The 20,237-nt window shown below is 36.0% G+C and carries 19 protein-coding genes and 2 other annotated features (1 of these 21 cut by a window edge); of the genes, 3 read left to right on the forward strand and 16 right to left on the reverse strand.

From position 1 onward, the window contains the following. Positions 1–96: a binding site (T-box leader), on the reverse strand; it reaches 140 nt to the left of the window's first position. 37 nt (positions 97–133) lie between these two features. Beyond that, positions 134–383 (reverse strand) — a binding site (T-box leader). Positions 384–442: 59 nt separating this feature from the next. Further along, positions 443–1,084, reverse strand: coding sequence for an MOSC domain-containing protein (locus tag NST77_RS09245; RefSeq protein ID WP_095328932.1), 642 nt, complete (start codon positions 1,082–1,084; stop codon positions 443–445). A gap of 169 nt (positions 1,085–1,253) precedes the next feature. On the opposite strand from NST77_RS09245, the gene NST77_RS09250 reads away from it, so the two are divergent. Next, positions 1,254–2,552 carry an MFS transporter gene (locus tag NST77_RS09250; RefSeq protein WP_095328933.1) on the forward strand — a complete coding sequence of 433 codons (1,299 nt, stop codon included), beginning with the start codon at positions 1,254–1,256 and terminating at the stop codon, positions 2,550–2,552. Positions 2,553–2,632: 80 nt separating this feature from the next. On the opposite strand, the gene NST77_RS09255 is transcribed toward NST77_RS09250, so the two are convergent. The 3 genes from NST77_RS09255 to NST77_RS09265 form a co-directional block, all read right to left on the reverse strand. Further along, entirely contained in the window at positions 2,633–4,510 is a 1,878-nt protein-coding gene (locus NST77_RS09255; protein WP_095328934.1) for a PTS fructose transporter subunit IIABC, read from the reverse strand. 73 nt (positions 4,511–4,583) lie between these two features. Beyond that, complete coding sequence (gene pfkB / locus NST77_RS09260; RefSeq protein ID WP_095328935.1) at positions 4,584–5,492, reverse strand: 1-phosphofructokinase; 909 nt, start codon at positions 5,490–5,492, stop codon at positions 4,584–4,586. Continuing rightward, a complete protein-coding gene (locus NST77_RS09265) occupies positions 5,489–6,241 on the reverse strand; it encodes a DeoR/GlpR family DNA-binding transcription regulator (RefSeq protein WP_095328936.1) in 753 nt (250 codons plus the stop codon). Before NST77_RS09265 ends, pfkB begins: the two co-directional genes overlap by 4 nt. A gap of 423 nt (positions 6,242–6,664) precedes the next feature. Here NST77_RS09265 and NST77_RS09270 point away from each other — a divergent pair, with 423 nt between their 5' ends. Further along, positions 6,665–7,018: a hypothetical protein gene (locus NST77_RS09270; RefSeq protein WP_123257743.1), complete on the forward strand. Its 354-nt coding sequence runs from the start codon at positions 6,665–6,667 to the stop codon at positions 7,016–7,018. A 312-nt stretch (positions 7,019–7,330) separates the two neighbouring features. On the opposite strand, the gene NST77_RS09275 is transcribed toward NST77_RS09270, so the two are convergent. The 12 genes from NST77_RS09275 to NST77_RS09330 form a co-directional block, all read right to left on the reverse strand. After that, positions 7,331–7,924 carry a GNAT family N-acetyltransferase gene (locus tag NST77_RS09275; RefSeq protein ID WP_123257744.1) on the reverse strand — a complete coding sequence of 198 codons (594 nt, stop codon included), beginning with the start codon at positions 7,922–7,924 and terminating at the stop codon, positions 7,331–7,333. A gap of 43 nt (positions 7,925–7,967) precedes the next feature. Further along, positions 7,968–8,696 carry an exonuclease domain-containing protein gene (locus NST77_RS09280; RefSeq protein WP_095328939.1) on the reverse strand — a complete coding sequence of 243 codons (729 nt, stop codon included), beginning with the start codon at positions 8,694–8,696 and terminating at the stop codon, positions 7,968–7,970. A gap of 1 nt (position 8,697) precedes the next feature. Further along, the gene (locus NST77_RS09285; RefSeq protein WP_095328940.1) at positions 8,698–9,681 is read right to left on the reverse strand and encodes a DUF294 nucleotidyltransferase-like domain-containing protein; all 984 of its coding nucleotides are present in this window, start codon (positions 9,679–9,681) and stop codon (positions 8,698–8,700) included. Positions 9,682–9,854: 173 nt separating this feature from the next. Beyond that, positions 9,855–11,138: an ammonium transporter gene (locus NST77_RS09290; protein ID WP_095328941.1), complete on the reverse strand. Its 1,284-nt coding sequence runs from the start codon at positions 11,136–11,138 to the stop codon at positions 9,855–9,857. A 307-nt stretch (positions 11,139–11,445) separates the two neighbouring features. Next, positions 11,446–11,580 carry a YjcZ family sporulation protein gene (locus NST77_RS09295; RefSeq protein WP_095328942.1) on the reverse strand — a complete coding sequence of 45 codons (135 nt, stop codon included), beginning with the start codon at positions 11,578–11,580 and terminating at the stop codon, positions 11,446–11,448. A 195-nt stretch (positions 11,581–11,775) separates the two neighbouring features. After that, the gene (gene thiE, locus NST77_RS09300) at positions 11,776–12,435 is read right to left on the reverse strand and encodes a thiamine phosphate synthase (RefSeq protein ID WP_095328943.1); all 660 of its coding nucleotides are present in this window, start codon (positions 12,433–12,435) and stop codon (positions 11,776–11,778) included. A gap of 12 nt (positions 12,436–12,447) precedes the next feature. Then, positions 12,448–13,248, reverse strand: a complete 801-nt coding sequence (thiD, locus tag NST77_RS09305; RefSeq protein WP_095328944.1) for a bifunctional hydroxymethylpyrimidine kinase/phosphomethylpyrimidine kinase — start codon at positions 13,246–13,248, stop codon at positions 12,448–12,450. A gap of 4 nt (positions 13,249–13,252) precedes the next feature. Beyond that, on the reverse strand, positions 13,253–14,071 hold the full coding sequence (gene thiM / locus NST77_RS09310; protein WP_095328945.1) for a hydroxyethylthiazole kinase: 819 nt from the start codon (positions 14,069–14,071) through the stop codon (positions 13,253–13,255). A 478-nt stretch (positions 14,072–14,549) separates the two neighbouring features. Continuing rightward, positions 14,550–15,323, reverse strand: a complete 774-nt coding sequence (locus NST77_RS09315) for a TIGR03943 family putative permease subunit (protein WP_176474170.1) — start codon at positions 15,321–15,323, stop codon at positions 14,550–14,552. Between the two features lie 21 nt (positions 15,324–15,344). Beyond that, the gene (locus NST77_RS09320; RefSeq protein WP_163186802.1) at positions 15,345–16,268 is read right to left on the reverse strand and encodes a permease; all 924 of its coding nucleotides are present in this window, start codon (positions 16,266–16,268) and stop codon (positions 15,345–15,347) included. A 209-nt stretch (positions 16,269–16,477) separates the two neighbouring features. After that, entirely contained in the window at positions 16,478–17,395 is a 918-nt protein-coding gene (locus NST77_RS09325; RefSeq protein ID WP_341122923.1) for a CobW family GTP-binding protein, read from the reverse strand. Between the two features lie 64 nt (positions 17,396–17,459). Continuing rightward, a complete protein-coding gene (locus tag NST77_RS09330) occupies positions 17,460–19,442 on the reverse strand; it encodes a methyl-accepting chemotaxis protein (protein ID WP_341122924.1) in 1,983 nt (660 codons plus the stop codon). A 211-nt stretch (positions 19,443–19,653) separates the two neighbouring features. Here NST77_RS09330 and NST77_RS09335 point away from each other — a divergent pair, with 211 nt between their 5' ends. Beyond that, entirely contained in the window at positions 19,654–20,211 is a 558-nt protein-coding gene (locus NST77_RS09335; protein ID WP_095328950.1) for a class I SAM-dependent methyltransferase, read from the forward strand. Positions 20,212–20,237: the final 26 nt, after the last annotated feature.

Genomic DNA, 20,237 nt, shown 5'->3' on the forward strand with positions numbered 1-20,237 from the left:
AAGTCCATTCAGTATAATCAATGTATCGGTTCACACCAGCCACCGACTCTCTTTAACATCTTTCTTATACTTACTACTCTTCCTCATTGTTTTGCCATATTTTTTTGAAAATAAAAAAGGGTCTCTCTCCTATAAAAAGGACGAGAAACCCGTGGTGCCACCTTCATTAGCTTAATAAAATTAAGCTCACTTTAAGAAATCAGTCTTTATTAGACAAATTTCTGTCTCTTGTAACGATGAGACGTTCGCTAAAGCCTACTACAAAGGTTGGTTCGGTTTAGAAGCTCAGAAGTCCATTCTCTTTATCGTCCACACTGGTTCACACCAACCACCAGCTCTCTGACGTTTTCAATAAAGATACTACTCTTCATCATTGCCGTTCGATATGTTAATTACATAATAGTGAACTCTCACATAAAAGTCAACCATTTTCCCCAAAAATTTATTTTACTTTTTGAAGTGCCTTTCTATAGCGATTCTTCCAATCTTCTGCTAATTCGTCAATTTGCAGGATGGAAATCATTGCTTCTTTATTTGTACGATCAAGAAGCATTACTTTTGTTGCGTCCCAAACTGATATCTTGTTCTGCGGACGTTCTATTAGCTCCATCGTAGAATGTTCGCTGACTACGCCTTCTTCTAATACCTTTAAAAAATAGCCGGTATAACAAGTTTCCACAATTCTACTTAAAAATGGATCAATCTGATTATATTTTGAAATGGTTGAACATGGTACTCTTCCTTGTGTTACCTGAACAATAGCATTTCCTAAAGAAAAAATGTCCCCAATATATGTATTTTTTTCTGTAAATTCCGTTCCGCATATATTTTCCCCCAACGCCGGAGGATTTATTTTTGTTTTAAATTCGTCTTCCCATTTTTTATAATGTTCAAAAGGATAATAACAGACAGCCCTTTCCTTGCCACCATGAAATGCTGGATTAGCAACACCATCGCCTACAAAACCATCAAATGTTAGACTGACTTCACTCACTTTTTCTTTGCCAATCGCGGAAGAAATACTTTTATTTTTCCATATAAATGTTTTTTCCTTCCCAATACTAAGTGTGATAATTTTCCCCACTAATTAAACACCACCACTATTTTTATTTCATCATACCATATTATTGTACGAAAAGTGCTTATAAACCAAATAATGAAATCCAGTTTTTGGATGAAAGAAAATGCTTTATTTTTTGCCATGACTGTACATATTAACTATAGTTAACTATTTGAAAGCAGGGAGAATGAAAATGGATCATGTAAATGATGATAAAAACATAGTAAACCTTACAAACAAAGCACAAAAGACAGAGAAGAAGCAAAATGTCAAGGTTTCAAAAATGGCTATATTCTCACTTTCTTCCATCCCATTAGTAATGACCCTTGGAAACAGTATGCTGATTCCAGTATTGCCTTCGATTGAAAAAAAGCTGGATATATCCTCTTTTCAAGTTAGTATGATTATTACAGTCTATTCCGTTTTAGCGATCATATTAATTCCAGTGGCAGGATATCTATCTGATCGTATCGGTCGTAAACGAGTGATTATCCCCAGCCTAATAATCGCAGGTATTGGCGGTGTAATTTCTGGTTTTGCTGCATGGCTGATGGATAACAGTTACTGGATTATCCTTATTGGACGGGCTCTTCAAGGTGTTGGAGCAGCTGGGGCCTTCCCAATAGTATTGCCACTAGTAGGTGATTTGTTTAAGGATGAAGAACAAGTTAGTAGTACTTTAGGAGTTATTGAAACAGCTAACACTTTTGGGAAAGTACTTAGTCCCATTCTTGGAGCTTTTTTGGCAGGATTTATTTGGTTCATCCCATTTATGTCTATTCCTGTCTTCTGTTTGGTTTCCATCGTTTTAATTTTGATCTTTGTAAAATCACCAAAAAGTAAAGAAAAACCTGCACCATTTAAGGAATTTATTCAGCATACAAAAGAAACAATGCATAAAGATAAAAAATGGCTCTATGCCATTTTCTTTATTGGGGTAATCGTTATGTTTGTATTATTTGCCGAAATGTTTTACCTATCAGATATATTAGAAAAAAAATATCATATAAAAAATGTTAAAAAAGGGCTCTATCTTGCTATACCGCTTGGTGCTTTATGTCTTACTTCCTATATTACCGGGAAAAAAATTAAAAAAGACAAAAACTTAATGCGCTGGATTACTTTTATTGGATTGCTTGCAATCATTATTGGTACGATTGCACTCAACTTCTCGGACAATATGTGGTTTATCATTCTCTTTCTTACAGTGGCTGGCATAGGCATTGGTGCTAGTTTACCACCTCTTGATGCCCTTATTACGGAGGGAATTGAAAAAAAAGAAAGAGGAACCATCACAAGTATATATAGCAGTATGCGGTTTATCGGAGTCGCTGCAGGACCACCTATTATGGCAATTTTAATGAAGCATATCGACCATTTACAATTTTATTTACTAAGTGCAATCACATTAATCGCTGCGATCGCTGCCTTCTTTCGTTTAAAGTACGTGGATGGACAAGAAGAAAATAAAGAAAATAAAATAAACCAATAGAAAAACTTCCATCAGTTCTTTGATCATATTAAAAAAGCTGTAAATTAACGAGTAAAGTCAATTTACAGCTTTTTCTATACTTATTTTTGTTGAACAGGCTTCTTTACTAATCCTAACAATAAAGCTGATATGATCGCCCCTATTACAATAGCCAATAGGTATAGCCATGGATTTCCATCAACCAATCCAACTACGAACACACCGCCGTGTGGTGCTCTTAAACCGATATGGAAGAACATTGATAGTCCACCCGTAACTGCCGCACCAACTGCAACAGATGGTATAACGCGTAACGGATCACCTGCTGCAAAAGGAATAGCACCTTCTGTAATAAAGGAAAGACCCATAATAAAGTTTGTTAAACCTGCATCCTTTTCTTGCTTTGTAAATTTCTTTTTAAATAAAACTGTTGCTAAAGCAATTGCTAATGGCGGTACCATTCCACCAGCCATAATAGCAGCCATTGGCTCAAATACACCGTTTGCAATTAGCCCTGTTCCAAAAACATATGCCGATTTATTGATTGGTCCACCCATATCAATCGCCATCATTGCACCTAAGATAATTCCTAAGAAGACGGCATTACCCGTACCAATATTTGACAGCCAATTTGTCATACCAGTATTAATAGCTGCAACAGGTTCCATAATCACATAATTCATAATAAGGCCAGTAAAGAAAATTCCTAGTAATGGGTAAAGTAGAATCGTTTTAATACCTTCTAATGATCTAGGAAGTACTTCTAACACTTTCTTTAGACCGATAACTAAATAACCAGCTAAGAATCCGCCAATTAATCCACCAAGAAAACCAGCACCACCTTGAGCAGCCATAAATCCTGCAACCATACCAGGAGCAAAACCTGGGCGATCTGCGATACTCATCGCGATAAAACCAGCAAGAACTGGCACTAATAATGCAAAGGCATTATCGCCACCAATATATTTAATAACAGCAGCAAAAGCATTATAACTCGGATCATTCGGATCAGCTGAGTTATAACCAAACATAAAGGAAATAGCAATTAATATTCCGCCACCAACAACAAATGGCAGCATGTTCGAAACACCGTTCATTAAGTGTTTGTAAATTTGGCTACCAATGCCTTTTTTTCCTGTGTTAACTTCGCCGGAATTAGAGCCTGATCCACCGTTATATACCGGTGCTTGCTGGTTAATAGCGCGATTGATTAATTCCTCAGGTTTTCGAATACCATCTGCAACAGGTGTTTCAACCACATGTTTCCCGTTGAAGCGTTCCATTTGCACTTTTGTATCAGCAGCAACAATTACAGCTGTTGCTTTGTCAATTTCCTCTGCTGTCAGAACATTCTTTGCTCCACCGGAACCATTTGTTTCAACTTTAATATCAACACCCATTTCAGCTGCTTTTGCCTTTAATGAATCTGCTGCCATGTAAGTATGAGCAATACCGGTTGGACAAGCAGTTACTGCCACAATAAAATTCTTCTTATCGGCAATATTTTCGTCAACCGTTTCTTCCTCTACATCATAGCTGTCAATTATTGATATTACATCTTGTTTTGTAGCTGCAGTTAATAACTTACTGCGCACTTCTTCTTTAAGCAATAATGTAGATAGTCTTGAAAGTGCTTCGAGATGAGTATTGTTAGCTCCATCTGGTGCAGCAATCATAAAAAATAAATTCGCCGGCTGTCCATCTAATGATTCATAATCGACACCACTGCTTGATCGCCCAAACGCAATAGCAGCAGTTTTTACAGCACTCGTTTTTGCATGGGGAATTGCTATTCCTTCGCCAATTCCCGTTGTACTTTGCTCTTCTCTTTTTAAAATCGCTTGCTTATACGTTTCTCTATCTGTTAATTTCCCCGCTGAATGAAGAATATCCACTAACTGATTAATGGCATCAAGCTTACCATTTCCTTCAATATTCAAAAGGATAGTCTCTTGCGTTAATAATTCAGTAATTTTCATTCCATAACGCTCCCTTTTTAATTATATTTTTATCCACTTTCATCTATCTTTCTTATGAAATGGTGTGTATCGATTATGATTGTACTTGGACTTGCGGAAGAAGCTCTTCTACCTTTTCCTTTGTACATAATCCAATTGAAAAAGCAGTCGCACTTCCTGAGGCAATACTATAGCGGAAGGATTCTTTTATATCCTGTGTCTCCTCATATTTAGATAAGAAGCCTGCTACCATGCTATCTCCTGCGCCAACTGAGCTTTTCACTTGCCCTTTCGGAACCGTACTAATAATTTCTTCGTGTTGAGTAATCAAGACTGCGCCATCACCTGCTAAAGAGACGATCACATTTTGCGCTCCCATTTCCAATAGTTTTTTTCCATACGGGATCGCTTCTTCTGGAGTCGAAATAGTTACCCCAAACAATTCACCCAGTTCATGATGATTAGGCTTGATTAAAAACGGTTGATAAGGCAAGACTGCTTTTAATAATTCACCTTCTGCATCTACGACGAAAGAAACATTATTTGCGTGACAGATTTTGACTAGCTCTTCATAGGTGGTTTTAGGAAGAGTAGACGGAACACTTCCAGCTAAAACTAGTAGATCTTCTGACGTTAGAGCAGCAATCTTCTCTTTCAATTCCTGAAACTTTACTTCAGAAATAGCGGGACCATTTGCGTTTAATTCTGTTTCTGTATCACTCTTTAACTTCACATTGATACGTGTATCTTCTTCTACTTTCACAAAATCTGTTTCAATCATTTCTGATAATAGTTGTGTTTCAATAAAGCTTCCAGTAAATCCGCCGACAAATCCTAACGCTTTACTTTGCACGCCCATTTTTTTTAACACTCTTGAAACATTTATTCCTTTTCCACCTGCAAATTTACTTGTTTTTTCCAAGCGATTTAGTTCTCCTAAATGCACTTCTGCCACTTCGATTATATAATCGACAGAAGGATTTAAAGTTAGGGTATAAATCATTCTTTCACAACCTTTATGCTAGTTTTCCTTGAATATAAATCGTTTACCTCTTCATCCAGATAGTTAGTAATAATAGAAGCATTGTGCAAATCAGCTATCTTTGCAAAGTAAACTTCGGAAAATTTACTATCATCTGCGACAAAAAAAGCTTCTCTTGATAATGATAATGCTTTGCTTTTCACCATTGCTTCTTCTTGATCAGCAGTAGTATACCCATATTCAGGATGAATACCATTGACACCCATAAAGCATTTATCGAATCGATAGTTATCAAGACTTAATAATGCGCCACGACCGACTAACGCGTTTGTTTTTTCTTTGACATAACCACCTGTTATATAGGTTTGAATACGAGCTTCAAGTAAGCTTGTCATATGCGTAAGTCCGTTCGTTACCACAACAATGTCTCGATTCTTTAAGAATGGAATCATTTCTTTAATGGTTGAACCAGCATCCAAATATATACTATCTCCATCTTCTACTAGCTTTGCTGCGTATGCCGCAATCATTTTTTTCTCTTGGAGGTTTTTGAACGCTTTTTCACTCATACTCTGCTCCGTTATTTTCCTTTGGAGCCTAGCTGCTCCACCATGCACCCGTTTCAAGAACCCTTCTTGCTCTAATTGAGTTAAATCGCGTCTGATGGTGGATTCTGAAGTATTCAAAACATCTATCAAATCTTGAATTTTCACAACACTATGTTGTTTCAGTAATTGTAAAATAAGTTCATGCCTTTCAGGTGTTAACAAGATTATCACGCTCCCTTTTAGGGTATGTCTTGGGATTATGTCATTTTCTTTGAGGTGATTAACCTTAACTAAACAGGATTACGATAAATATGATTTTTACCCTCATTAAAAAACAACTTAATTTAAGAACATCATACTGTAAACGATTTCACATTTCAAGCATTTTCTTTCAAAAACAATCAAATATTATCATATTTTTGACGTTTTGTGAACGTTTTTAGTATAATATGAATTTTTTTATTGTTCTCCCTTTTAAAACTATCATTATTTTTCCCTAAATTATCTCTTTTAATTTACCGATTTTACGAAAATCGCAGCACTAAATGTTCAACACAGATAGAATTTCCTTTATCATTTCCTCGTTGTTTATGGTATTCTGTGTTCTGGTGAGAAAAATATTTACAAAAGAAAAGGAAGGAATATATGAAGAGAATTTCTTATTATTATTTAGACTTTGTTAAAATACTATTTTCTGCGGTCCTTTTATTTGCCATTTTCGGAACAGTTAACGATACGATTATAAAACTTATTACTGGTTACTCATTTCCTAATGTGGAATTTTTAAAGGGAAAGCAGTCTTTAACAGGATTGTTTATTTTACAATATATAGGATTTGCCTTGATTTATTTTGTGTTATACAAAAACACTCTATCTTTTATTGGCTTTACTAAAAATCGAGAGCGAAAAAAGCTTTCCTCGATGTGGACGAAATACCTAATACTATTCGGGATAGGATTTATCCTCTTGTTTTATATTGTATTACTCATTGTTTCCTAGATTAATTTAATAGAAAATAATTGCGTAAAAATAAATTGTATGATACTATCAAATCAATATATAGTTGTTTTTTTTATAAAATCACACTATATATAGTTATCGATTCAATCTTTAATCCAATGTCTCTTTTCGCTTCTATGAAGCGACTTTTTTTTGGATTAATTTCCTCTATCCGTCTTTAATATCCCCCTATTAATTAAATGTTTTGATCGAAGTGCTTTTTAATTACCAAAATTCATACAAAAAAGCTGCCCGATAAGTTCGAGGCAGCCTATTCATTATTCACTTCCACCTTTAGGGAAGCGGTCTCTATTATGTGCTTCTTACTTGATTTGTATGGGATACACCTACTGAAGCTTCTCGTATTTTTTTAAAATACTCCTCTTTCGTCATACAATAATAAACGCTTGTAATTAACTGGTTATCAAAAAGTTTATAGTGATTGGTTTTTTGGAATTTATAACGAAACCCACATTTTTCATTTACTCGTCTTGACTTCGTATTAAAATCAAAATGACCACACCATATTAAATCCAAACACAATTTTTCAAATCCATATTCTAATAGATGGTTGACTGCTTCTGGCACAACCCCTCTTCCCCAATACCGGGGGTTAAGGGCAAAACCTACTTCGCGCTGTGCTAAATGAGAGAGTTTAACATCAGGCATTCGTTCATGAAAACCAATACTTCCAATCACCTTATTCTCTTCTTTCCAAACAATCGCATATGAATTTTCATTCTGTAAAAAATAGCGGATTACGTCTTTGCTTTCTTGTTCACTTTTATGTGGTGACCAGCCCGCAAACGGACCTACTTCTTCCTTTTGCGCATATTCATATAAATCTTTATAATCCGCTTCCTTCCATCCTCTTAATAACAGTCTTTTTGTCTCAAACACATCCATTTACATTCACCACCAGTAAATTGTTAAAACTTTGTCCTCTATTTTATCGACATGCTAGCCTTTCATATATATCCTGTAACGTGCGACAGCCCAATTGTTCAGCCCTTTGTAAATACTGACACCATAGAACAGCAGTTAATTTAGCATCTCCTAAGGCATGGTGACGATTAATGACTGGAATATCACTAAATTCGCACCATTCCTCTAATGTCAATATTCTTTGTTGTGGTTCAACGATTTTAAACAAGAAAGAAGTATCAACGATTCGATGCTTAAATGGTGTTTTAAAACTTCTCCAGCATGCAGACTGCATAAAGCTTTTCTCATGGGAAGAGTGGTGAGCAATGAGCGTATCATCTTTTACAAAACCAAAAAATCGCACAAGAACATCAGATAAAGACGGCGCATCAAGTAAATCTTCGGTTTTAATTCCTGTTAAGCTGCTTATTTCTTCTGGTATCTCTACTCTAGCGTTTACTAATGTATAAAATTGCTCATCTAAAATATCGCTCCCCTCTACTTTTATAGCACCTATTGAAATAATTTGATCGCCTTTATCAGGTAAAAATCCCGTTGTTTCAATATCAAAAACAACTGCTTTTAAATTATTTAATGGTAACCTAGAGGCAGCCTCAACCTTTAAATCCTTTTGAAGCTGTCTCATAAAAGCAATTTGCTGAGAATTACTCCCACTTGAAGTAGCGTGCAATACACTCGAATTTACTTTTCCATATAAATCTCTCATATATTGAAGAAACGATTCGACTCCCATTTTAACACCCTTTTTCAATTATCCTTTGTACTTGATGATATAATTTGATGCCATGGCGCATTAATCCTTTTATTTCTTGTCTTTGCTCTTTCGTTAACTCTTTTATATTCAAATAGTGAACATCTTCATAAGTTTTTGCCTCTTTAAATGAATTAATGCGATAATCTAATATTCTCCGAAAAGAGCTTTCATATGGTTTTAACCAGTTATCATATGTCTCCATCGTTCTCAATGTTTGAATGCGTTCTAACGTCGATGTTTGCTGGGTTTTTTCCTTAATAGAGAGAAGTCTAATCGAATTGACATACGGTAAATACATCGTATGCTTCAAATGAATCGATCCTCTGTGACTTCCTGTTCTTTCAACAAAAAATTGGCCAAATATTCCGACCCCTTTTTTTATACGCATTACATTATTCATAAATCTTTTTAGAAGCATTGGATGAAGAACGCAGTACTGATGAATATAACTTCTCAACTCTTGAACATAATTTTCCTCTCCAAATAGTTGTCTACTATCATAAAAGATTTGCAAAAATCTAATTGATTCCCAGTTTTCTTTTTCCATCCATTGCTGTAATTGGTGTTTCCATTCTTCTACGGATTTGCACCAGATTGGATTACTACTCATGACTTTCCCTTCACAATATGGATAACCTATTTCATTTAGCGCATCACTTAGCCATTCTCCAAAATGGATAAAATATTGATTGCTGTTTTCGTCATTGCTTTCATAGATAATGCCATGATCTTGATCGCTAAAGATGCCTTGCTCTTTTCTGCCAGCGCTTCCTGTAACAAACCAGACAAATGAGCATGGAGGTTCTCCATAATTTTTTTTATATTCAAAAAGGATGAATTGAAATAACTCCATAAATAGTTCATCGTAAAAATCATTTAATTGAGTGTTTTGATAAGTGGTTGTTTGTAAAAAAAGTTCCTTTTCTCTTTTCCATTCATTTAATCTATGATTTTTAGAGCACATCCATGCACTTCCTTCTTTAGTCGATATTTATATTAATCTGTATGTCTATCATAACATGTTCTTATTTGCAATTGATTTATGAAAAAAGATAAAAGTCTCACTTTTCAGCGAGACTTCTATCCTCATTTAATTTACAGGCTGTTTTCTTAATCGCGACTATTAAACGTCTGATTTTATAAGCTTTTTGTTTCGTCTTTTGACAAGAATGCTTCCGGGTAACCATATGAACCATGTTCACTAATATCTAAGCCCATAATTTCTTCTTCTTCTGTTACTCGTAGTCCGCTAACCTTCTTGATAACAAATAGAATGACATAGCTTATTGCAAAAGCGAATAACCCACAAGTTATAACACCAAGCGCCTGCACGCCTAATTGCCCAAAGCCTCCGTTATAAAATAGACCAGCTTTCCCTACTCCCGTATATTCCGCTAACTCTGCTGTTGCAAATAATCCATTAGATAGTGTTCCCCAAATTCCCGCAGTACCATGAACAGATAGTGCAAAAATTGGATCATCGATTTTTCTATTCTCGAAGAAGCGAACACTATAAAATACCAGTACTCCAGCAATTAAACCAATTACTACTGCTGCCCAAGGCTCAACGAATGCACAAGATGCTGTGATGGCAACGAGACCTGCTAAGGCACCATTTAGCATGGTTGTAATATCTGACTTTCCTAAAACAATCCAGGAAATTAGTAGTGCTGCTACTGCGCCAGCTGCTGCTGCTAAGTTTGTATTTAAAGCAACATATCCAAAGAAACCGTCTGCTACAGAAACTGTACTACCTGCATTGAATCCGAACCAACCGACCCAAAGAATTAATACGCTTAACGCTGTATAAACTTGGTTATGACCAAATATCGGGTTAGCCGAACCATCAGCATTGTATTTTCCAATACGCGGCTTTAAAAGGATCGTAGCTGCTAGAGCCGCTGCTGCACCAGTTAAGTGAACAACAGTTGAGCCCGCAAAGTCTTGCTTTCCATGCTCAGCTAACCAGCCGCCTCCCCAAATCCAATGGGCAATGATAGGATAAACCAATATACCGAATAATACGGAGAAAATTAGATATACAGATAATTTCGCACGCTCCGCAAAACCACCAAGTGCAATTGTTAAAGAAATCCCTGCAAACGCTAGTTGAAAGACGAAGAAAACAGTAGTTTGTAATCCATCTCCATCTATTTGGCCAACGCTACCGCCATTGTAGAAAAACTCACTCATTCCGACAAAGAAATTAGCATTGTCTCCAAAAATAAATCCATAACCAACAGCCCAGAAAACTAACGAAGCTATCCCAAATGTAAAAATTGTTTTACCAGCAATATGGCCTGCATTTTTCATTCTTGTGGAACCTGCTTCTAATAAGATAAATCCACCAAGCATAAAAATAACTAAAATTGCAGCAATCATCGTCCACAAGCTGTTCATTAAAAACTCTAAATTTTCCATTAAGTTACCTTCCCCCTTTATGTACGTTATTTTGCCATCGAGTGTCATATAATCTAACACTCTAATAACTTTATTTTACCCATATTAAATTTTCTGTCAATAAGTATTTTAAATTTAATTTTCTTAAAACTTAAAATATTATATTTATTTTATTATACCTGTTGTTTTATTACGATAATTGTATGTATTTTTCGATATTTTTCCGAAACCGTTACCATTTATATTTTAAAAATACCCATTAATGAACAAAACGTAAATTCTTTTATATGTAAAAAAAGCTGACACAAGGTCAGCTTTTTATCTTTTATTAACAAATAAATGTCGCACCGACGATAATTAATAAGATAAACAATACTACGATTAATGCAAATCCGCCACCGTAGCCAACACCACCAACAGCTCCAGTACCATATCCGCATCCATATCCACCATAACCGTACATATATACATCTCCCTTTCTCTTTTGTAGTAGATTAACCATTTCTTTTTTGGTTAACGAATAAGGAACCTTTATATTTTCTTTATTCTAGCTCCTCTACAAAACCATTGTATGCAGGCAGCTATATTTGGGTTGGGTGAATGTCTATTTTCCGCAAAAAATATAAACTCTTGCCATTTTACTTAAAAAAAATATAACTTATGCTTGGTCAAAAACTGCTTTTCTTAAGTTTATCGTTTGTTTATAAGGATTTTCTGCCAAACTTATTTCCGAAATAACAGCAACTCCATCTGCTCCTGCTTGTATAACAGGAGGAGCATTTTCAGTAGTAATTCCCCCTATCCCAACAATCGGTATCGAAATGTTCTCTTGTCTTACTTTTTCAATAAGAGAGGTGCCTTGTACTGCTTTGGCATCCTTTTTCGTACTTGTTGGGTAAATAGGACCTATGCCAATATAATCCGCTCCTGCCTCTATCGCTGCTTTAATCTCCTCTATGGAGTGAGCAGAAACCCCCAACAGTTTATTACCTAACATGTTTCTAACTTTTATGGCATTTTCATCATCTTGACCGATATGTACCCCATCAGCATCAATGGCCAAGGCTAATTCAATATCATCATTCACAATGAATGGAACATGATATTGCTTGCAAAGTTCTTGCAACCTTTTTGCCAGTTGAATTTTGTCTTCTCCTCTTAATGCCCCATTTCCCTTTTCGCGAAATTGGAAAATCGATATCCCGCCTTTAAGTGCTTCTTCCAAAATAACTTTTGGATCAGATGTACTATTGTTGCTTCCCGTTATAAAATAAATTTTCAACAATTGTTTTATTCGTTCTTTTGTATAAGTTGTCATATATCCCCCATATTATCTTTTGCTTTCTTGGTAAGCCCAATGGTTGGTTGGACCATGTCCACTGCCTATATGAAGATCATTTTTTATAGCTTGATGAATAAAATCCTTCCCTAATCGGAAAGCTTCATTAATAGAATAACCATTGGCAAGGGCCGCTGTAATCGCAGCCGAAAAAGTACATCCTGTTCCATGCGTATTTTTCGTTGGAATTCTTTCCGCCACCAAGCTTGAAAAATCGCTGCCATCAAATAATAGATCAATCGCTTCCTTCTCGGCCCCATGTCCACCTTTTATAACGACATAAGCAACCCCCATCGCATTTAATCTTTTGGCAGCTTCTTTCCTTTCCTCTATATTTCGAATATCCATCCCTGTTAATACCTCTGCCTCTGGTATATTCGGTGTTAAAACAGTAGCTAGAGGGAGGAGCTTTCTTTTCATGGACTCTGCTGCTTCCTTCTGCAATAAATTAGCACCACCTTTAGCGATCATCACAGGGTCAATCACCAAATTTTTCCAATGATACTCTTTTATCTTTTCCGCTACCAATTCAATTATTTCACTATTAAATAGCATACCTGTTTTTAACGCATCTGGTCGTAAATCCACTGCGATAGATTCTAGTTGTTTCTCAATTGCCTCAAGCGTCATTGGGTATACCCCATCTACACCTCGGGTATTTTGCGCGGTAATAGCGGTGATGGCACTCATTCCATATACTTTAAGTTCTTGGAAGGTTTTTAGATCTGCTTGGATTCCAGCTCCTCCGCCACTATCTGACCCTGCTATTGTTAATGCTTTTGCTGTAGCCATAAAATTACCCCCTCTTAATCTCCACTCTCATCGCTTCTTTTACATTCTCTTCCTTTATTTTCGATAATTGATTTAATAATTCGATTTGAAAACTTCCTGGACCTTCTTCACTCGTCTTTTCAAAAGCATGTTCTGATGCAACTCCATATGCTACTAAACCAGCTATAGAAGCAAGAAAGATATCCTTTTCTACTGCAATAAATGCACCAAGAATGGAGGAAAGTAAACAACCTGTTCCTGTAACCTTTGTTAACATGGAATGCCCATTATGGATAATAGCCAGTTTCCCGTCAACTGCGACTATATCTTGTTCACCTGTTATAATCACTGGTACTTGTAAAAGCTTTGCAGCTTCCAGCGCGATTCCTTGATTATTATGTTCGCCGACAGAGTCTACTCCTCTCATTTTTGCTTTAATTCCAGCTACATTCGCTACTTCTGCTGCATTTCCGCGAAGCAAGCTGATTTTTACTTCCTTCATAATACGGTGCACAGATTCCGTACGGTAACTAGTAGCTCCTGCACCAACAGGGTCTAAAATTACGGGTGTATTCGCCTGATTCGCAGCCTTCCCAGCAATAATCATACTCTCTACATTTTCAGCTGTTAGTGTTCCAATATTTAGGACAAGAGCATCCGCTACTGCTGCCATTTCTGCAACTTCTTCCTTTGCATATGCCATTACCGGTGAAGCTCCTAATGCTAGTAATCCATTTGCCGTAAAGTTAGTAACAACAACATTAGTAATATTATGAACCAACGGAACATGTTTTCGAAGTTTTGTTAAAATAGCCGGAATTACCATGTCAACTTTTTCATTCATCTCTTAATCTCATTTCCTTTCTAAAGTTCCCTATTAATCTTAAGACTATTAACGTTTTGATGGCAAAGTGATCTCCCTCTCACGGGAATTCCCTTTCATAGTACCTTTGCAGATAGTATTTTCTGAGGCCGATTTATTCTCCTCAAATATAGATATGCTTACAATGGCATCTTCCGTTTCAAACGTGAAATAAATTACGTACAAACAAAAAAAGCCATAACTAACTGAATTCCTAACACGGATACGAAGGAAGCGCCGTGCGATTTTTCAGCAATTATGGCAAAATAAAAACACTACGCCTAAGCAAAGTGTTTTGATCCCATTACACCTCCCTACGCTGGCATTATCCAACAGGTTCATTCGGTCAATGGCAGATTAGCCATACTCTCAGCCTGTTTCCACAAGCCCCCGCTTATATTTAATTGAATTCTCTTAAATTTTAACGAAAAAATAGGAATAATGCAAGAATGGTAGCCTATTAGTCTAATGAATATATGTAATCTTCATCAGGTGCTATTGTTTCTTCGGCCTTTTCTAGTTTAATGATAGGCATTATTTGACCCTCATATTCCTTCTTATCCAATTTTCCTGTTATCACATACCATTGATCACTTTGTAATCCACCAACTTCGCCCTCCAGCATGTAACCAAACAAGCCTAAATCTGCAATACAATGGGTCATGACATATCTTGCAATAACTGCTTGATTATCGGAAAAGGATTCTTCCCGATGAATAAAACCCGTAATCATCACTTCTTTACCCGCCATATCATCCAAATTTGTATGAATCATATCCATTGTCTGCAAATAATTGTCATCTTCAATTGTAATCATATCTTCTTTTTCAGAGGTTTTGAGCTGACCTTCACTAACAGAAAAGGTTTGTCCTTGCTCAAATTGAATATTTGGGAGCATGCTTTTATCAATCGACATGTCTTGTAAGGTAAAAAACAACATCAACGGGCTAAAGAATAGCAGATAAGAAAAAGTAAGGTTCAGGAAAGAGGCATTCTCGTCGCATACATCACAATCACAATCTGCTCCCTTTAAGTTGCTATTTAACAACCGGAAAAAACCAAGAAGAAACATTAATGTCATCGTTATACCTAATAATGGCACCATTTTAGGGGCAACAAGCTGTCCGACATCTCCTGTCACCAATAACTTGAAAATAAGGAGACTGAAGCCAATCAGCACAATTCCTTGCAGTTCGTTTGCTAATTGCCAGGTTGGACTCCATTTAATTTTCACCATTTTTCCTCCTTATATGTGTCATGAAAACAAAATGAATCGTGAAGCTAGCGAAAGCAAGAATACAATCATTGTAACAATCGTAATAAACACGAATACGAATTTCACCCGAAAAGAGGCCATCATGACAAATGTATTCTTAAAATCAAGGATTGGTCCAAAAACTAAAAAACCAATAATCGCTTCAGGGGTAAACATCTTGGAGAAGGAAGCTGCTACGAAAGCATCTGCCTCTGAACAAAGTGATAGCACATATGCTAGCCCCATCATTACTGCTGTTCCTTCAATTGGTGATTCCCCCGCCTGCATGATAAAACTATCCTTTAAATATACTTGGGCAACACTTGCAAATACTGCTCCAACAATGAAATATTTCCCGATCGTAAAGAATTCATGACACGTATGATGCAAAATTCCTTTCCATTTAGAATCACCTTTGTTTTCATTAATAGGAACGGCTGCCATTAAATCTTCCCTTTGTGTTTTTAATACCTTTTGTTTCGAAAAAAAGAAATAAATAATGAGACTCACTATAATGGCTGCCAATACGCAAATGATAAAACGTCCGTATGCAATCGATAAATTATGTTGGAAGGCATAGTACGTACTGCCAAAAACGATAAAATTAAGAATTGGAGCTCCCATTAACAAGACAACACCAATATGGACAGGAATTCCTTTTTGAATTAATCTGCGAACAACTGGAATAATGGCACATTCACAGACTGGTGTAATCACTGCAGCAATTAAAGCAGCACCAATGGCCGCTATTGGGTTTTTCGGCATAATTCTAGCAATATACTCTTCTGAAATATAAATATTAATTATAGAGGAGGCGATAGCACCTAATAATAAAAACGGAAGTGCCTCAAGCAAAATCCCAAGAAATAACACAAAAATAGTTTTTATTTGATCTGGCAATGCGAAGCTCCATTGCTTTGCCACATAAAGATCCCCGAAAAAAAATAGATACATTAAAGCGATAAATAAGCAAAAGATAAAAATATCCTTCATACGAGTTGGGATAGACATAGCATACTCCTTTTCTTCGATCATGTATCCTTATATAGTTTATATCTATGCTTGTCCTATCCTATCTATGCAAAAAATAGTGTATCTTATGCTAGATTCGATTAAGATACACAAAGAAAGTATTATAGAATTACTTTTTCAGGTAATTTTTCACCTATTAAAATGATCTCTCCTTTTCGATCAGGAAGATATTCCTTTACTTTTTGCCATTCTAGCAAACCAGAAGCATATTGAAAATGATACCAAGAATGATCATCACTATTTTTGATTGTTCCTTTAGCTCGCAGTAACTTATCTTGATTATTTTTTAAGTAATCTCGTAATTCGCTTTTCGTCATAGGGGTTGTTTGAACTATTTTCATTGCTTTAATATGATGATGGTGATGATGATGGGAAATAGATTGGTCTTTGATTTTAGTACCTTCCTGTTTTTCCAAATATGCTGTTACTCCATGGCCATAGTTACTATGTAATAACGGAGCATCAGGATTTATCTTTCTAATTCGCTTTTCCACCTTTTCAACAGCAAGCTTGCTTGAAAGCTGATCGATTTTATTTAGGACTAATACTGTTCCGTTCTCAATTTGCTCTTTCTGCAGCTGCCTCACTTCTTTGCTGCTCGAAAAAATACTTGTATATTCTGTAAAATGCAAGCTGTCAATTAAACAAATTCTTTCAACGACCTCAAAATTATCTCTATATCTCTGTTCACTAAATGTCTCCATTATTTCGCAAGGATTTGCTACTCCTGTCCCTTCTAACAACACAATTTCTATGTTCTCTTTATGCAATGTCACGGTTAGGTCATTAAGTGTTGATCTTAAATCTTCTTTGATGGAACAACAGACACATCCATTTAACAATTCATAGAGTGACTCCTCTTTAAAAAGGTGTTTTTCGATATTTGTTTCCCCAAGTTCATTCAAGATAATAGCATATTTTTTATTTTTCCCTTTAAAATATTCCATACATTTTAATAGAGTTGTTGTTTTTCCGCTCCCAAGAAACCCATTTATTAAATAAACTTTTATTTTTTCCACGAAAATACCTCCTGCATATAAAGCCTAACGCTACTTTATGCAAGAGGTACTTTTCATATGACGATTAATAGGTAAATTGATGAAGATTTCGTTTGAGTTGTTCCGCCATATTCAACAAATTCTTTGCGGAACCTGAAATTTCTTCAATAGCAGCCAGCTGTTCTTCTGTTAGGGATACAACTTCTTCAGAAGAAGCCGAATTATCAGAGGCAATCTGCGCTAATTCGCCTGCTGTGATGCTTACCTCCTTTAGAGTGGTTGCCATCTCATTTGAAGTGTCCGTAACTTTTTGAATATGTGGGGTCATTTCCTTCATACTATGTACAATTTCTTGAAATCTTATATGAGATTCATCCGTTACTTCTAGTCCTGTTTGAACAGCTCGTGATACCTCTGCCATTCTTTGAACTGTATTCTCGGTCGTTTTCTGTACATCCGTAATTAATTGCGAAATATTACTGGCAAATTGTCCAGACTGTTCCGCAAGTTTACGTACTTCATTTGCTACAACAGCAAAACCTTTGCCTGTCTCCCCCGCCCTTGCTGCTTCTATCGCTGCGTTTAATGCAAGAAGATTCGTTTGTTCGGAGATAGTAGTAATGCTTTCTGTTATTTTTTCGATATGCTTGGATTGTTCTACGAGTTCTTTAATCATTTTATTTGATTCAGCAACTGTCCCATTGATTACATGCATTTGTTCCAGTGTTGCTTGTATGGAGTTCCCTCCCGCATATGCTTTTTCTATCGTGCCTGTTGAAAGATCTGAAACCTCTTTACTAAAAATAACGATTTGATTTGTTCCATTTAAGACAGACTTAAGACTATCGACATTATTATCCAAACCTTTTGTCTGAATTTCCGCACCGCTAGCTACTTGCTGGATAGTATTGGTTACATGCTCTGATGCAATAGTCACCTCATTCGCACTTGCTGTTAACTGACCGGCACTTGCAGCGACATTCTCGGAACTTTGCTCGATATTGCTAATAAGCTGTCGTAAATTATTTTGCATCGTATGAAATGCTGCTGCAACATCGCCAATTTCATCTTTAGCAGTTATGTTAATGTCCGTAGTTAAATTCCCTTTACTCACTGTAATGGCTTGTTCTTTCAATTTTTTAATTGGTTTGATAATAGAGGAAACAATCACCATCATCATGATCCCTCCAATAATAATAGAGACAGCTAATATCCCTGTTACCGCATACAATAGATCTTTGGAATGATTGACAATTTCTGATTTTTCCATCGTTCCTGCTAACTTCCATCCAGTCAGCTTATTTGTCTGAAAAACCATTTTCCGACTAATCTTATCTGCTGAATAATCCAATGTGCCAGCTTGTCGGTTATAAAGTGTTTCATAATAGGAGGCTTTCACCACACCCCCTTGTTTTTCATCTGGATGAACAATAAACCGTTTCTTTTGATCAAGTAAGATGACATAGCCTTCTTTTCCAAATGTTATTTCACCTGCGAGTTCTGCTAAGTAATCTAAATTCATGGTTACTGCCATAACGCCAGCATTATCTGCAATCGTTTTTCCAATGGTAATAACCATCTTTTTAGAAACTGGGGAAAGATAAGGATCCATGATAACTGCTTCTCCTGGTTTATTAACAGCCGCTTTATACCAATCTCTCAACCTTGGATCCATATGATCATTATTTTCCTCCATAGACTTCTGAAAAAGCTTTCCATCATTTGTTCCAATATAGATACTAGAAACTTCAGGATGGACTTGGCTATACTGCTCAATGGTTTTCTGCAGAGTTTCCGGATCTTTTTCCAATAGTTCTTTCGTCATTGTTTCTGTTAATGCTGACACATCATAAATTTTTTCAGACATTAAATTGGTTATACTCTTATCCAGCATGTTTAAATTAGTACTCGCATTGCTTATAAAATCTTTTTCCATCTGCTTGTTTGCATATAAAAAAGAAAATTCACCAATTAAGATACTCGGAATTAATAGCATTGCTAAAAAGGAAATAATAAGCTTCTTTTTTAACGGAATTCCTTTTCTTTTTTTTATAAGAAATTTTTTCATTGTCATCTCCCCTCTCTTTGAATACGCATACATTCTTACAAGAAAAAAGGTAATCCTTTCTGTACTATTATTTTACAATAGATAGGCGATGATTCCTATGTCATTTGGCCTGTTTTTTATTTGTTACTCGTTAACATTTTTATCTTGTCGAAAAAGTCATTTATATTCTATATTGTATGCTAATGGTAATTTCTAAAATGGAGGGATTCATATGAAGGATGAAACGATAAAGATTGTTATTGGTGCTGGGGAATACAGGAATAATCCTGGCTGGATTCATACACAGGAAGATGAGCTTAACTTATTGGACGATTCAACTTGGCTAAAGTTTGTAAAATGTTCCATAGACGCTATTTTAGCGGAACATGTATGGGAGCATCTCACCTTTGAGGAAGGCGTTCAAGCAGCCTCACTTTGCTATCAATATTTGAAGCCAGGAGGTTATATTCGCTGTGCTGTACCAGACGGTTTCTTTCCGGATGAATCGTATCAACGAATAGTGCAAATCGGAGGGCCCGGGCCTAAACACCATCCTGCCTTCACTCATAAGATTGTTCATAATTATCAATCATTGTCAAAAATGTTTAAATTAGCAGGATTCGAAGTACATTTATTGGAGTATTGTGATGAAGAAGGTGTTTTTCATGAAAATGAATGGCACGGAAAAGATGGCGTGATTTTTAGGTCCAAAAAATATGATCCAAGAAATAACGGGGAAAAGCTTTTATTTCCTTCTCTTATAATCGATGCATGGAAAAGAAAAAGATAATGAAAAATTAACCAGTGCATTCCCTT

The organism is Niallia sp. FSL W8-0177 (genome assembly GCF_038006285.1).
Lineage (GTDB): Bacteria > Bacillota > Bacilli > Bacillales > Cytobacillaceae > Niallia > Niallia circulans_A.